Consider the following 14,680-nt stretch of genomic DNA (forward strand, 5'->3'; position numbering starts at 1 on the left):
CAGCGGCGAGCGTCCCTATCGAATCCTGGTGGTAGAAGACTCGTTTCTCGTCGTCACGTTGCTTGAAGAGATTTTTGAAGGCCTTGGGTGGCTGTTTGTGGGCCCTGCCACGCGCGTCGTCGATGCGCTGGATCTGGCCAGGACGGGCGACTTCGATGCCGCTCTTCTGGACGTGAACCTCAACGGTGAAATGTCGTGGGAAGTGGCGCGTGTGCTGGCCGAGCGCGGTGTGCCGTTCGTCTTCAGCACGGGCTACAACATGAAGACCGTGCTGCCGGCGGATCTCTCGGGTACGGCCGTCATCAGCAAGCCATTCCGAATCAGTGACGTTGCAGACAAGATCAGGGAGACGATCGCCATACGCCGCGCCGGGAAATGATGCTGCCGTACGCCGAAATCAGCTGAATACGCTGCGCGCGGTCGTTGCGATGCACGACCAGTTCAACATACGCCTAGAACATCACCACCTGGCGGAAGCGACCAACGCGGAGTGTGGCGATCCATCTGGATTAAAAGTCACAAAACCGGTCGTTCGGGAAGGGCTCCTCATGGCCGAACGCGGCAGATTCATTCTGACATCACCCCCACGCATTCCCAGCTGCTGTCACTCTTGACTTTCCCGACAACGCCTACGCACAGGGTATGGGCTCTCCCGGCGCGCCCGCATTAAGCTCGTAAAGATACCAACAGACGACGCGTTTTAAAGCGAGTAGCGTTTGATCAAACGGCTGGGTACCCGAACGAGTGGGCCAAGTCTCCAAATTAAAAATAAGCGCGAGGAACCACGAATGGAGTTTTCGACCTTATCGGTCCTATTTGCGGCTAGTGACGTACGGCGAAAGGCGTGGCTCGCTTACGGGTTAGCCGTCGTGTTTTTTCTGCTGGCCCTAGCAGCGCGCTTTGCGTTGACTGGCTACCTTGGCCTCGGCTTTCCGTTCCTCACATTTTTTCCAGCCATCGTGCTGGCCACCCTTTTAGGCGGCAGAGGGCCGGGTTCCCTTTGCGTGGCGCTTTCGCTTACCAGCGCATGGTTTTGGTTTGTAGGTGGTCCCAACAGCTTCAAACTGGATGCCCAGGCAATGGTGGCGCTGGCTTTTTTTGCTGTCGTCGCCGCCCTTGACGTTTGGGTGATCGACGTTATGACCAGGGCGCTCGACAGGGTCGAATCCATGCGGCTTGAAACGGCCGCCATGGTGGTGCAAAGGACGACCCTCTTCCAAGAACTCCAGCACCGTGTCGCCAACAATCTCATGACTGTGGCCACAGCGCTGGCCGTGGAGGAACATCGACTGAAGCATTTACCGGAAGCAGTCGAGTCGTTTAAGAAAGTTCGACTCCGATTTGAAATGCTCTCCCACATTCACAGGAAGCTTCACGATCCTGAGAACGCCGAGGTCGAGTTTGGACCTTACCTTCAAGCGCTTTGCGACGGCTTTCTTAAGGCGTCGGAGCGACCAAACATTCGCTGCATCGTTGATTCGTGTCACGTTGCATTTGATGCAGATCGAACGGTTACGCTCTCCTTGCTCGCGCTGGAAATCGTGACGAACTCGCTCAAACATGCGTTTGTTGACGGCGAGTCCGGGACGATTTCGTTGCGTCTGGCAAAGTCAACGAAGCAGCCTTCGCACCTCGTACTGACCGTGCGAGACAACGGACGTGGGCTGCAACCCGGCTTTGATTTCACAAAGGGCGGCCGCCTGGGCGTCGGCATTCTCAAAGGTTTCGCGCGGGCTCTCATGGGAGAAATTACCGTGAGCTCTGCGAGCCCTGAAAAGGGAACCATCGTTCGCTTGATCTTCCCGTATCTCGTACCTGTCTTGCCCGAAACGGTCGCGGCCCCTGTTGGTCTGGTCACTGAACGAGCAGAGCTTCCGGTCGTCTAGTCGATAGCGACAAGTCCTCGACGGCATCTCGGAACTGCTCCATTGAAGGGGCGCAGGCAGGTGAGTAACGGTATGGCTCGGATTGCACAAGGTTAAAAACAAGGCATTGACAGGGCCGCGAAACCCGGGAATGCCCTTGCCACAACCCGCATGGTGCCGTCGTCCGCAAGCTCCCGAAAATTCCCAAAAAACCGTGGGAACCCGCATGGATAGGGGCTTGCGTGCTGAGATTGTGATTCTGGTCGTCGTGGGTTCGAGTCCCATCAGCCACCCCAGATTTATGTGAAAATTGAAGAAATTGCGAAAACGCGCCGGTTCCTGTGACCGGCGCGTTTTTTTTATTGCCGATCGATTTCGCAATTGCAAATTGAATTAGAATTTTTGCCTTGACTCATTCAATCCAAGGAATATTCTGATGGCTTCCACCCTCGCTGATCTCAATTCTCAGATCCAGAAGCATGATGAACAGATCGCCCAATTGCGCAAGCAAGCAGAAGAACTGCGAAATCATGAACGTGCAGGCGTTGTCGACGAACTGCGCAAGAAGATCGCTGAATACGGGATCTCGGCGGCTGACCTAAAGCTGACTGGGCGTGGCCCGGCTAAACGGACGAACGTCGTGCCTGCCGCTAAAGGCGTTGCCAAATACAGGGGCCCGGCCGGTGAAACATGGTCGGGCGGAAGAGGGCGCAAGCCGCGTTGGGTGACAGAAGCGCTGGCCGCCGGAAAATCGCTTTCGGATTTCGAGATCTGACACTTCTCCCGAGGAATCGGTTAAGTAATAAAAAGCCCGCTTCAGCGGGCTTTTTCATGGGTGGACGGTTTCAGCCGATGCTGCGGTGCAGCGGTATTGCCGAAAGACGATAGGGCCGTTGCTATTGCAGCGCCGCGTGAACGGCGTCGCCGGCATATCAGTTAACCATCACCAGTTTGCCTTTGACGCCACGTGAGCCCATGTGCGCGTAGGCGGCTTTGAGTTCTGACATCGGCATCGTGCTGTCGATAACCGGTTTGATCTTGCCCGCGCCGTACCACTGCGCCAATTCGGCCATCATCTGAGCATTGGCTTTGGGCTCGCGTTTGGCGAAATCGCCCCAGAACACGCCGACCAACGATGCACCTTTGAGCAGCATCAAATTCAATGGCAACGATGGGATCGGACCAGACGCGAAACCGACAACCAGATAACGACCGCGCCACGCGATCGATCGAAATGCGGGCTCGGCGAAATCGCCGCCGACCGGATCGTAAATAACATCGGGGCCTTTGCCCTCGGTGGCCGTCTTAACGGCATCGCGAAAGCCGCCGGGCAATGCGTGCGTGGTGTAGTTGATCGTCGCATCGGCGCCGATCGATTTGCAAAGCTCGCATTTCTCATCCGTCGATGCGGCCGCAATCACTTTGGCGCCCGCAGCTTTGGCAATTTGAATGGCCGCGGTGCCGACACCACCGGCCGCACCAAGCACCAGCACCGTCTCGCCAGCCTTCAATTGCGCACGATCTATCAGAGCGTGCCAAGAGGTGGCGTAAATCATGATGAATGCCGCTGCGTCGACATAGCCGAATCCATCTGGCAGCGGCATGCACAGCGCTGCAGGTGCCAGGGTGTGCGTGCCGAAGCCGCCGGTGCCCGACAGGCACGCCACGTTTTGGCCGACCTTCAGATGCGTGACGCCTTCGCCCACCGCCTGAACTATGCCCGCGTATTCGGAGCCGGGGACAAATGGGAGCGGCGGCTTCATCTGGTATTTGTTCTGCACGATCAGCAGATCGGGGAAATTCAGGCTGGCGGCCTTGATCTCTATCAGAACCTGCCCGGGGCCGGGCTGCGGCGTCGGCAGTTCTTTCCATGTCAGCGCATCGACGCCGATAGGGTTTTCGCAAAGCCATGCATGCATGTTGTGTCTCCTGAGGTCCGGGGGATCGGTGGGGCAAATGCGGGCGATGATAGGCGGCGTGTTGGAGTGCCGTTGTCCCTGCCGTGACGCAGCCGCCACTTACAATAAAGCGCACTCTCCGACGTCATGAAAATACTCATTTCCAACGACGACGGCTTCCAGGCGCCGGGCATCGTTGCATTGCACGCCGCGCTCAAGGACATCGCAGATGTCGAAGTCGTCGCACCCGAACACAACAACAGCGCGAAGTCGAACGCGCTCACGCTCGCAGCGCCGCTCTACGTGCGCGACGCGCACAACGGCTTTCGCTATGTCACCGGCACGCCGGCCGACTGCGTCCACATCGCGCTGAAGGGACTGCTGGATTACAGGCCCGACCTCGTCGTCTCCGGCATCAACAACGGTGCCAACATGGGTGATGACACGATTTATTCAGGTACCGTCGGCGCGGCCATGGAAGCCTATCTCTTCGGCATTCCCGCGATAGCGTTCTCGCAGATCGAAAAAGGCTGGGCACACATCGATGCAGCGGCACAGATCGCCCGCTTGCTGGTGCAACGCATCGAGCGCGAACGCATGCTCGACGGTGGCGCGTTCTTGCTCAACGTCAACATTCCGAACCGGCCGCTCGACGAAATCAAGCCGCTCAAGGTGTGTCGTTTGGGCCGACGTCATTCGGCAGAAAAAGTCATCACTCAAGACAGCCCGCGTGGCGAAACGATGTATTGGATCGCCGGCGCAGGTGGTGCAAAAGACAGTGGTGAGGGCACCGACTTTCATGCGACTGCGGCAGGGCATGTGGCGCTCACGCCGTTGCAAATAGACCTGACCGACCATGCCGAACTCGGTGCCTGGCGCGACTCTGTATCGCGTTTGAGCGCGGCGGACGCCTGAAGCGCGCACGTGGCCACGCAGCGCCCCAGTTTTCCGGTGCGGCTCACGCCGACCGCTGCCGCAGCCACGCGCGGGCGCTTGCCTGCGGCACCGTCAAGGCCGACGGTACCCACAATCACGGCCACGCCGTCGATGGCTTCAGATGCCATCAGGGCGCGCATGGTGCAGCGGCTCGCTGCACAGGGCATTGCCGATACGCGGGTGCTGCGTGCCATGGGTACGGTCGAGCGACATCGCTTTGTCGACAGCGCGCTGGTCAACCAGGCGTATGAAGACACCAGCTTGCCGATCGGGCTGGGCCAAACCATTTCGAAGCCCAACGTCGTGGCGCGAATGATCGAACTGCTCCTCGGTGCCCCGGCGCTGGTCGGCAAGCCGAACGACAAGCTGGGCCGGGTGCTTGAAATCGGCACCGGCTGCGGCTACCAGGCGACCGTGCTGAGCCACGTCGCGACTGAGGTCTACAGCATCGAACGGCTTCGCGGTCTGCATGAGAAGGCGAGGACCAATCTGCGGCACTTCAGGCTCGCGACAGTGCACTTGCTGTTCGGTGACGGCATGGTTGGATATGCCAGGGGCGCGCCCTATGCCGGGATCATCGCCGCGGCCGGTGGCGAGGCCGTGCCCGAGGCATGGATCGCACAGCTCGCGGTGGGTGGCCGCATCGTCGCGCCGACGCAATCTGCGGGCGGAGGTCAAGCCCTTGTTGTCATCGACAAGACGGCTCGGGGGATCGAGCGCCGCGTTCTCGAGGCGGTTAACTTTGTCCCCCTAAAATCCGGAATCGCTTAAGGAAGAACACATGCAGGGTATTGGAAGTCGGAGCTGGGTTACCGGCATTGCGCTGGTCTTGTCGCTCGTGATCGCGGGTTGTGCCGCACCGCGCGGACCCGCACCGGTCGAAGACCGCGGCACGATGAGCAAGGCGCCATCGGCAACGCCCACAACGCCTGGCGGCCCGCTCGTCACCACCGATGCCAATGGCAAGCCGCTGGCGGGTATCGAGAACTACGGCAAGCCGGGCTACTACGCCGTGCGGCCGGGCGACACCATTCGTCGCATCGGGACCGACACCGGTCAGCGCTGGCAAGACGTCGCGAAGTGGAACAACCTCGACAACCCGGACTTGATCGAAGTTGGGCAGGTGCTCCGCGTGATTCCGCCGGGCAGCACTGCAGTCGCGGGCGGACCGAGTAGCACCGACGCATCAGGCGTCATTACACGCCCCGTGGTGCCGCAATCGACGATCGGTGGGCCCGCGCCTGCGACCGGATCCGCAATGGCCCCAACGCCGGCGGCAACGGGCCAGGCAAGCGCTGCAGCTACGCCCACGAAGCCGCCCGTCACCACGTCCTCCGTGGCGTCTGCTGCGGCCGCATCGGGCGATGAAGACGTCGGCTGGATCTGGCCGGCGCAAGGCTCGCTGATCGCCGGTTTCGATGAAGCCAAGAACAAGGGACTCGACATCGGCGGCAAGGTGGGCGAGCCCATCATCGCGGCTGCCGACGGACGTGTCGTATACGCCGGCGCCGGCCTGCGCGGCTACGGCAACCTCATTATCCTGAAGCACAACAACACCTATTTGACGGCTTACGCTCATAACCAGACCTTGCTCGTCAAGGAAGACCAGTCGGTGCAAAAGGGACAGAAGATCGCCGAGATGGGCAACAGCGACGCCGACCGCGTCAAGCTGCACTTCGAGATTCGGCGTCAGGGCAAGCCGGTCGATCCGGCGCGATATTTGCCATCTCGTTAAGCGTGCTCCGGCCGGTTTGTGCATGCCTCACTGAGACAATCGCGGCATGACGGAACAGACTGAAGAAAAGAAGACGAAGATTTATCCCGAGCCCGAGTGGCTGAACGTCGAGTCGCTCGACCTCGAAGCTCAGGGCGTGGCGCACCGCGCCGACGGCATCGTGGTGTTCATCGAAGGCGCACTGCCTTTCGAAGAAGTGCAGTTCAATGTGCACCGCCGCAAGAACAATTGGGAGCAGGGCACGGTGACGGCCATTCGTCGCGAGTCGTCGCAGCGGGTGCGGCCGGGCTGCCCACACTTCGGCATGCACACCGGCGCTTGTGGCGGCTGCAAGATGCAGCATCTCGACGCGGTTGCCCAAGTGGCGGTCAAGCAGCGCGCACTGGAAGACAACCTTTGGCACCTCGGCAAGGTCAAGCCCGAGACCATGCTCCGTCCGCTCGAAGGACCGGCATGGCATTACCGTTATCGCGCACGCTTGTCGGTGCGCCATGTGGTCAAGAAAGGCACGGTGCTCATCGGCTTTCATGAGCGAAAAAGCCGGTATCTTGCGGATATGAAGATATGCCCCGTGCTGCCGAAGCAGGTGAGCGACATGCTGATGCCACTGCGTGCCTTGATCGGTTCGATGGACGCGCGCGAGACCTGTCCTCAGATCGAGTTGGCCTGCGGCGATGCACCTGATGGTGGTCTCGGCGTGATCGCGCTGGTGCTGCGACACCTTCACGTTCTCTCGGCCGCAGACGTCGAGCGGCTCAAGGCATTCGCGAGCGAGCACCGCGGCGTCCAATGGTGGTTGCAAGCCAAAGGCCCGGACACCGTGAAGCTATTGGAAGAGGGCGGCACGCCGCTGGCTTACGACCTGCCGGCGTTCGGCATCACGATGCCCTTTAAGCCGACCGACTTCACGCAGGTTAATCCGCACATCAATCGGTCGCTGGTCGGGCGTGCTTTGCGTCTCCTCGATGTGCAGCCGACCGAACGCGCGATCGACTGGTTCTGCGGCCTTGGAAATTTCACGTTGCCGCTTGCCAGTGTGGCGCGCGAGGTGCTGGGCATCGAAGGGAGCGACACGCTGGTGGCGCGTGCCACAGCCAACTTCGAGGCGAATCGACCCGCGACGGCCAGCCGCCGCGCGTTGTCAGCGACGAAGTTCGTTGCGCGCGATCTGTTCGAGATGACTGCTGCCATGCTGGTGGCCGACGGTGCGGCTGACAAATGGCTGATCGACCCACCGCGTGAAGGCGCGTTCGCACTGGCCAAGGCGATGGTCGAACTGCACGAAAATCCCGAATTGCGTACCGATGGCTGGGCGCCGCCGCAACGCATCGTCTACGTGAGCTGCAATCCGTCGACCCTGGCACGCGATGCGGGGCTGCTGGTGAATCAGGCGGGCTACCGATGCACGTTTTCTGGCGTGGTCAACATGTTCCCGCATACGGCACATGTGGAGTCGATCGCGGTTTTCGAACTTGCATGAAAAAAGGGCTCGAAGGCCCTTTTCATTCATTGCGCTATTGGCGCGTCGTGTTGTGCTGTTGCGCGTAATCCGACATCGCTGTCAGTCGCGTTCCCCGCCGAAGATCCCGAGCAGTGCGAGCAAGCTCTGAAAGACGTTGAACAGGTCCAGATACAGCGCCAGCGTCGCGGTGATGTAGTTCGTCTCTCCACCGTCGATGATCTGCTTCAGGTCATACAGCATGTAGGCCGAGAAGATTCCGATGGCCGCGACCGACATCACCAGCATGCCGGTGGTCGAACCGACGAAGACGTTGATGACGCCACCGATCAACAGCGCCAGTACGCCGACGAACAAAAACTTGCTCATGCCCGACAGGTCGCGCTTGATGACGGTGGCCAGCGAGGCCATCACGAAGAACACACCGGCGGTGCCGCCGAAGGCCGTCATGATGAGTTCGGACCCGTTTTTGTAGCCGAGAACCATCGCGATAAGCCGCGACAACATCAGGCCCATGAAGAAGGTGAAACCGAGCAGCACCGGCACGCCGGCGGCGGAATTCTTGGTCTTCTCGATGGCGAACATGAAGCCGAACGCACCGCCGAGGAACACCATCAAGCCGAGTCCTCCGGTAAGGGCGCCAGTAATACCAGTGGCCACGCCGAACCAGGCGCCGAGCACGGTTGGGATGAGGCTGAGCGCAAGCAACCAGTAAGTGTTGCGCAGTACGCGCTGTCGGTCGGCTTGTGGCAAGGTCTGGCCGAATGGCCCTTGGCCGGCGGCGGTTTCGAGGGTCGTGACGCGGTCGTTCATTGCTGAAACTCCTTGGATTGCTGCTAGCCAGCAGGTGGGCGCATTCTAGGGGGCTGCAAGAGCGTTGCGAGACAAAAATCTACATTCGCGTAGAGCTACGGAATGTAAGAGCTGGCGGACTCTCGCCGTTATGCTTTCGCCTTTCACATCCTGCTTTTGACCATGAAAACCAAATCATTCCTCGAACTCGCCGACGTCAAGGTCATTGCCGCCGCAGCGGAGTCCGAAGCGCTCAAAAACAACTGGGCCGTGACTATTGCCATCGTCGATGACGGCGGACATTTGCTGTGGCTTCAGCGTATGGACGGCGCCGCAGCCCTTTCCTCGCACATCGGGCCAGCCAAGGCCCACACGGCCGCGTTAGGTCGTCGTGAGAGCAAAGGGTATGAAGACGTTATCAACGGCGGTCGCACTGCATTTTTGACTGTGCCCGGCGTCCATGCTTTGCTCGAAGGTGGCGTGCCGATCGTGAAAGACGGCATCGTGATCGGTGCTGTCGGCGTGAGCGGCGTGAAGTCGAATGAAGATGCGCAAATCGCGAAGGCTGGGATCGCCGCCTTGGGGCTTTGATCCTCCAGGCGTCGAGTTCCGCTCGCTGACAAAGGCAAAACGCCGACTCTTGAGTCGGCGTTTTTCATGAACGTTCAGCGTGAAAAAAAGCTTGGCTGGTCGGCGAACCGTTGGCTAGCAAAAACGACCCTTCGGAGATGAATCTCCTTGAGTCGCCCCACGATGAAACTTGCGCGGTGGCGGGTCGGGTCGATCCCTGACTATTTAGTGAGGATCAACTTGCCGAGTTTGGTGGCCTGCAGCCGGTAGAGCGAACCGTTGTGCAGGATGCCGACTGTTTTGTTGCCGCGAAGAAGTTCTGCGCTTTCGACCAGGCCTGCTGCTGTACTGGAAGCTGTCGTCTGACTTGTGCCGCGCCCCGAGTTGTCGAGCGATGGATGGTTCAAAACGGTAAACGCCTTGGCTGGGGTTGGCATATGAATCCTTTGCACGGGTGAGGCTGACTAACGAAACCGTGTCTGAGGCCTGCTTCGGAATCGATAAGTAAATGATAACTATTCTCAAATACAAAGTCAATCGTGGCGATCAACTAAATTGACTTGCGAAGCGCTTCATTTCTGATCGGGCTCAGTGATGAAGCCGATCTTTCGCACACCTGCTTCACGTGCTTCCGACATCGCCTTGGCGACTCGCTCGTAGCGCACTGCCTTGTCGCCACGGATATGCAACTCCGGCTGTGGCTCCTTGGCCGCTTCGGCGCTCAGTCGACCCGGCAACTCGCTGTCTTCGATCTTCTGTTCGTTCCAGTAATAGGTGCCGTCGGCCGCCACGCTGAACAGTATGTTCTGCGGCTTGCTCTGCTCGGGCTCGCTCGTGGCGCGAGGCAGATCGATGGCCACGGCGTGCTTCATTACCGGCACGGTGATGATGAAGATGATGAGGAGCACCAGCATGACGTCGACCAGCGGCGTCATATTGATCTCGTTCATCACTTCATCGGGTTCATCTTGGGTTCCGAAAGCCATGTCGATCAGCCTTTCTTGAGCGGCACGACGATGGCTTCGTTGCCGCCACTCTGGACGCGTGCACCGGTCACGAAGTAGGCATGCAAGTCATGCGCGAAGCTGTTGAGCTTGGTCAGCACGAACTTGTTGCCGCGTACCAGTGCGTTGTAGCCGAGTACGGCCGGGATGGCGACCGCCAGGCCCAGCGCCGTCATGATCAGCGCTTCGCCGATCGGCCCGGCGACCTTGTCGATGGTGGCCTGGCCCGCCGTGCTGATACTCATCAGCGCGTGGTAGATGCCCCAGACCGTACCGAACAGGCCGATGAAAGGCGCCGTGGAACCCACAGATGCAAGGATCGCCAAGCCGGTTTGAAGGCGGGCGGTGAACTCGTCGATGCCATTGCGCAAGCTGCGCGTGACCCAGTCGCTCACATCGAGCGTGTCGTGCAGATGCGCCTTGGTGTTGCGATGGTGCGCAGTGGCTTCACGGCCCTCGAGTGCCAGCGCGCGAAACGGATTGCTGTCGTCCTTGCCGAGTTTTTGCAGCGCCGTCGCAAAATCTTCGCTGTGCCAAAAATCCGATGAGTGCTTTGCCAGTCGCTTGTATTTGATGACGTCGACCGCTTTGATGATGATGACGATCCAGGATGCTAGCGACATGCCGATCAGCATCACGGCGACGGCCTTGGTGACGATGTCGCCCTGATTCCAGAGGTTCATCAGGCCAAATTGATTGTTCATTCGGGGTCCAGGCTATTCGGAAAGGGTAAAACTGATTGGCGCATTGAACAGAAAAACTGTCTCTGAGTTGCCGCTAACGATAGGGGTGATTTGTGAGCGCAACACGGCGTCGGCGGCAGCACGATCGAGCCGCTCAAAGCCGCTCGATTTCGCAATCTCTGCGCGTTTTGCCGAACCGTTGCTGCTGAAGTAGGCCGCGATGATCACGGTCCCACTCTCGTTGAGCTTTTTACTCATCGCGGGATAGCCGGGCGACGGCTTGCGTATCCATTGCACTTGGCCCGCGCTCAGTTCGACCAGCTTGGGCGCCGGCGGTGCGGGCGGCTGCGCTGGGGGGGCGGGAGGCGTAGGCGGCGCGGCTGGAGCCGGCGGCTGTGCAGGCGGCGGCGGCTCCACTACACCAACCGGCGCATTCGGGGTTGGCACCGGCCGCGGCTCGCGAATGGCTTGGGGGCGCGGCGGCGGTGGCGGCTTTGTCAGCTGCTTTTGCGGCGGCGGGGGAGGAGGGGGCGGCGGCGGTGGCGGCGGTTCTTTCGGGGGATCGATGAACTGACTGATTATTTCCACCGGGATGACGATCTCCGCTGCCTTGCGAATCAGGCCTGCTTGCAACGCCCACAGTGCGGCAAGGTGAAAGAGTACGACGCCACCAGCGATGACGGTGTTTCGGGACAAGCCCAGCGCGGTTGGCGGTGAAGAAAAGCGGTCAGACACGATCAACCATTCGAGAGCGCGCACGCCAAAACGTGCCCGCGATGCAGCAGAAACCGCGATTTACTTGCGAAATATCCACCAGACCGAGCCGGCCACGAAGATCAGGCTGCCACCGAGTGCCGAGAAGAGTTCCATGCTTTGCTTTCCGAAATGGAATTAGCAAGCTGGATCGACTGATGCCCGGTTTCGCGGTTCAACGCGGCAACCGGATGCGATGCGCTGCACTGCGCGACGACATCTCGCGCGCAACCTTCACACTGACCACACTGGGTGGCTACGCCGAGTTCGAACTGCACTTCATCGAAGGTCATGCCAGCGCGCGCATGGCGTGCGATTTCACGATCAGAGACTCGGCGGCAAACGCAAACGATCATGGCGGTGAAGCGGCAGATTGGCTGGCTGTTGAAGGAGTATGATTATAAATACGAATCTCTCGCATTTGCAATCGCTATTGGTCAATAGCTCGAACCCTCGTCCGGGCCCTCAGGCTTTCAATACACATCACGCCGATAGCGGCCTTCGCGCGAAAGCGCATTGACTTCCGCGTCGCCGAGGATTTGCCTTAGCGCCGAATCCACGCCCGACGCCATGCCTTTCACGCTGCCACACACGTAGATCGCCGCGCCGCGCTTAACCCAGTTCGTCAGTTCGTCGGCGTGGCGCAGCAACCGGTGCTGAACATAGAGTCGCTCGGGCTGATCGCGCGAAAAAACCATGTCCAGACGCTGCAAATGACCATTGAGCTGCCAGGCCTCAATCTCCGCCTGACAGAGAAAGTCGTTCGCAGCGTTGCGCTCGCCGAAGATCAACCAGTTATCCGCGGTAGCAGCAGACGCTTTCCGGTTGGCAGCGATTGGGAACGCGGTATCGATTGCGCCCTGTGGATCTCGCGCTCGCAGGTGGCTGCGCAGGCCGGCGAGGCCAGTTCCATTACCGATGAGGATGAGCGGCCGATTGGCGTTGCCCTCGAGCCGAAAACGCGCGTGCGGCCGAAGGCGCATCGCGACCGTGTCGCCGATCAAGAGAGTCGACGTCAGCAAGCCCGATGCTGCACCCAGCGTGCCATCGGGGTGTTGCTCTTGCCGCACCATCAATTCGAGCTGACCATCGATGGCGATCGATGCGATGGAGTAGTCGCGCAGCCTCCCGGCATCGCCAGCAAGCTGAATCTGCACGAGGTCGCCGGAACGCCAGTCCGCAACAACGCTGCGCGGCGGTCCGAACGCGAGTTGATAGATCGGCGCGCCAGCGCTGCCGGCGTTCAACAGCACTCGCGAGACAAGCTGCCAGGGAGCGAACAGGCTGGTTTCACCGGTTGCCGCGCCACTCGGAGTTGTTTCACCTGAGCTGACCGCGTCGTCTGTAGCCGGGGTTCGCCAATGCGCCCCCCATTGGGCCAAGGCCGCCGGATCTCCGTTGTCGACATCGATGCGCGCCACCATCGGTCGGGCGCCGGTGCGTGTCAGCCACTTGTCGATGTCTCGCCCGAAGCCGCAGAAATTGTCGTAGCCACGGTCGCCCAAAGCGAGGACGGCGTAGCGCAGCGCCGGCAGTTTCAGCGACAGGCCCATCACTTTCTCGGCGAAGACGGCGGCGCCATCCGGCGCATCGCCTTCGCCATAGGTGCTGGCGATAACGAAGGCGCGTTTTGCGCTTTCGAGGGTCGTCGCATCGACCTCGTCGAGCGGCAATACACGCGTCGACGTGCCGGCGTCGTGCAACCAGCGCGCGGTTTCCCAAGCGATCGATTCGGCTTGCCCGGTCTGGCTGGCGAACAGGACCAGTGCTGGTTCTGTGGTTCCATCGCCGGCCAGCGCTTGCGCCGCCAGACGCTTTGCAGCGTGCCGTCTGCGCTGCCTGATGAACACCGCCGAACACAACGCGGCGTAGCACAGCAGCGTCGCGCCTGCGCCCACCGTGCGGACCAACATGTCGCTCATTGCGCCAAGGTATCGCGTGAATTCCACGCCGAACTGGCGCGTACGTCCAGCGCGTCGGTGTCCCGGCAAACGAATCGTGCGGCGATGTCGCCCGTCTCCGCAAACGCCATGCCGTCGACGGGCCCGAGAACCGTGAGAACCGTCGCCAGTGCGTCTGCTTCCATGCAGGACCGATGCAGCACGGTCACCGCAGCGAGTTCGTTTGAAACCGGCTCGCCGCTGCGTGGATCGATGGTGTGCGACCAGCGCCTGCCGTCGCACTCGCGCGTGTGCCAGCGGTCGCCGGACGTTGCGATGGCAAGGTCGTTGAGTTGCACACGTTGCGGCGTGCTGTCGGTTTCGGAAAGCGGCGAGTCGATCATGACTTGCCATGGATGACCGTCTGGTCGCCGTCCCGCGCCGCGGAGTTCGCCACCGATCTCCATCAGCAAGTCATGCAGTCCGATTGCGTGAAGCGACGCGACGCAATGGTCTACGGCAAAGCCTTTTGCGATGCCTGAAAAATCGAGCGCCAAGCCGCCCGGCTGGAGCAGAGTCGCGGTGGCCGCATCGAAGGCAAGCCCTTGCCACCCGGTGCGCGCGCGTGCGTCGGCGACTGCCTCGGCCGACGGAACGAATGCCGCTGTCGACTCGTCCGCGTCCGGACCGAATGCCCAACAGCCAACGAGCGCGCCGATCGTGGGATCGATTGCGTTGCCGCTGGCCTCGGCCCACCGTAGCGCGCACACCAAGACATCGCGAAACTCCCGGGCGATGGTGTGACGCGAGCCTGCGGGCGCCGCGTTGAATCGACTGATGTCCGATGCGGATTCCCAATGACTCATCTGGGCGATCACGCGCGCCAGTGATTCGTCGATAGCAGAACGCACTTGCGGCAATGGAAGCATGCGCGGGTTGTCGAAACGCAGCGACCATGTCGTGCCCATCGTGCGACCGCCCAGTTGCTGCAGGCGCACCGGGTCCGCTCGGCGCGGCACCGCGAGATTGGCATAGCCGCCGGAACGCCAGGTGGCAAAAGAAGGCGCCGCAGGGCGAGCCGGCGCGTCTAAGCTTGAATGAGCAA

Annotated in this window: 17 protein-coding genes; 8 read left to right on the forward strand and 9 right to left on the reverse strand. The window is 60.7% G+C overall.

What is annotated here, in order from left to right; translation table 11 throughout:
- The 3 genes from RCH10_RS08145 to RCH10_RS08155 form a co-directional block, all read left to right on the forward strand.
- Positions 1-379: response regulator (locus tag RCH10_RS08145; RefSeq protein WP_409051996.1), on the forward strand; the 379-nt coding region annotated here is incomplete at its 5' end.
- A 409-nt stretch (positions 380-788) separates the two neighbouring features.
- Entirely contained in the window at positions 789-1,886 is a 1,098-nt protein-coding gene (locus tag RCH10_RS08150) for a sensor histidine kinase (protein ID WP_409051997.1), read from the forward strand.
- A 415-nt stretch (positions 1,887-2,301) separates the two neighbouring features.
- Positions 2,302-2,640, forward strand: coding sequence for an H-NS family nucleoid-associated regulatory protein (locus RCH10_RS08155; protein ID WP_409051998.1), 339 nt, complete (start codon positions 2,302-2,304; stop codon positions 2,638-2,640).
- A 157-nt stretch (positions 2,641-2,797) separates the two neighbouring features.
- Here RCH10_RS08155 and RCH10_RS08160 read toward each other — a convergent pair whose 3' ends face one another.
- Positions 2,798-3,784: an NADPH:quinone oxidoreductase family protein gene (locus RCH10_RS08160; RefSeq protein WP_409051999.1), complete on the reverse strand. Its 987-nt coding sequence runs from the start codon at positions 3,782-3,784 to the stop codon at positions 2,798-2,800.
- A 126-nt stretch (positions 3,785-3,910) separates the two neighbouring features.
- Between RCH10_RS08160 and surE the strand changes: the two genes are divergently transcribed.
- The 4 genes from surE to rlmD are packed head-to-tail and all read left to right on the forward strand — an operon-like array spanning position 3,911 to position 7,914.
- A complete protein-coding gene (surE, locus tag RCH10_RS08165; protein WP_323496525.1) occupies positions 3,911-4,678 on the forward strand; it encodes a 5'/3'-nucleotidase SurE in 768 nt (255 codons plus the stop codon).
- Positions 4,679-4,687: 9 nt separating this feature from the next.
- Positions 4,688-5,470 carry a protein-L-isoaspartate(D-aspartate) O-methyltransferase gene (locus RCH10_RS08170; protein WP_409052000.1) on the forward strand — a complete coding sequence of 261 codons (783 nt, stop codon included), beginning with the start codon at positions 4,688-4,690 and terminating at the stop codon, positions 5,468-5,470.
- Between the two features lie 10 nt (positions 5,471-5,480).
- Complete coding sequence (locus RCH10_RS08175; RefSeq protein WP_409052001.1) at positions 5,481-6,434, forward strand: peptidoglycan DD-metalloendopeptidase family protein; 954 nt, start codon at positions 5,481-5,483, stop codon at positions 6,432-6,434.
- 46 nt (positions 6,435-6,480) lie between these two features.
- Positions 6,481-7,914, forward strand: a complete 1,434-nt coding sequence (gene rlmD / locus RCH10_RS08180) for a 23S rRNA (uracil(1939)-C(5))-methyltransferase RlmD (protein WP_409052002.1) — start codon at positions 6,481-6,483, stop codon at positions 7,912-7,914.
- Positions 7,915-7,995: 81 nt separating this feature from the next.
- On the opposite strand, the gene RCH10_RS08185 is transcribed toward rlmD, so the two are convergent.
- On the reverse strand, positions 7,996-8,706 hold the full coding sequence (locus RCH10_RS08185) for a Bax inhibitor-1/YccA family protein (RefSeq protein WP_409052003.1): 711 nt from the start codon (positions 8,704-8,706) through the stop codon (positions 7,996-7,998).
- A 162-nt stretch (positions 8,707-8,868) separates the two neighbouring features.
- Here RCH10_RS08185 and RCH10_RS08190 point away from each other — a divergent pair, with 162 nt between their 5' ends.
- Positions 8,869-9,276: a heme-binding protein gene (locus tag RCH10_RS08190; protein WP_323496520.1), complete on the forward strand. Its 408-nt coding sequence runs from the start codon at positions 8,869-8,871 to the stop codon at positions 9,274-9,276.
- Positions 9,277-9,476: 200 nt separating this feature from the next.
- Here RCH10_RS08190 and hemP read toward each other — a convergent pair whose 3' ends face one another.
- From hemP to RCH10_RS08225, 7 genes are all read right to left on the reverse strand, one after another.
- Complete coding sequence (gene hemP, locus RCH10_RS08195; protein WP_409052004.1) at positions 9,477-9,692, reverse strand: hemin uptake protein HemP; 216 nt, start codon at positions 9,690-9,692, stop codon at positions 9,477-9,479.
- A gap of 135 nt (positions 9,693-9,827) precedes the next feature.
- Positions 9,828-10,241, reverse strand: a complete 414-nt coding sequence (locus RCH10_RS08200) for a biopolymer transporter ExbD (RefSeq protein ID WP_323496518.1) — start codon at positions 10,239-10,241, stop codon at positions 9,828-9,830.
- A gap of 5 nt (positions 10,242-10,246) precedes the next feature.
- Positions 10,247-10,963 carry a MotA/TolQ/ExbB proton channel family protein gene (locus tag RCH10_RS08205; RefSeq protein ID WP_323500851.1) on the reverse strand — a complete coding sequence of 239 codons (717 nt, stop codon included), beginning with the start codon at positions 10,961-10,963 and terminating at the stop codon, positions 10,247-10,249.
- A gap of 12 nt (positions 10,964-10,975) precedes the next feature.
- Positions 10,976-11,680 carry an energy transducer TonB gene (locus RCH10_RS08210; protein ID WP_409052220.1) on the reverse strand — a complete coding sequence of 235 codons (705 nt, stop codon included), beginning with the start codon at positions 11,678-11,680 and terminating at the stop codon, positions 10,976-10,978.
- 98 nt (positions 11,681-11,778) lie between these two features.
- Positions 11,779-12,051 (reverse strand): bacterioferritin-associated ferredoxin, encoded by a 273-nt coding sequence (locus RCH10_RS08215; RefSeq protein WP_409052005.1) that lies wholly within the window; start codon positions 12,049-12,051, stop codon positions 11,779-11,781.
- Positions 12,052-12,168: 117 nt separating this feature from the next.
- Positions 12,169-13,617: a sulfite reductase subunit alpha gene (locus RCH10_RS08220; protein WP_409052006.1), complete on the reverse strand. Its 1,449-nt coding sequence runs from the start codon at positions 13,615-13,617 to the stop codon at positions 12,169-12,171.
- Positions 13,614-14,594 (reverse strand): FAD:protein FMN transferase, encoded by a 981-nt coding sequence (locus RCH10_RS08225; RefSeq protein ID WP_409052007.1) that lies wholly within the window; start codon positions 14,592-14,594, stop codon positions 13,614-13,616. Before RCH10_RS08225 ends, RCH10_RS08220 begins: the two co-directional genes overlap by 4 nt.
- Between the last annotated feature and the right edge of the window lie 86 nt (positions 14,595-14,680).

The organism is Variovorax sp. GrIS 2.14, assembly GCF_046115955.1.
Classification (GTDB): Bacteria; Pseudomonadota; Gammaproteobacteria; order Burkholderiales; family Burkholderiaceae_C; genus Variovorax.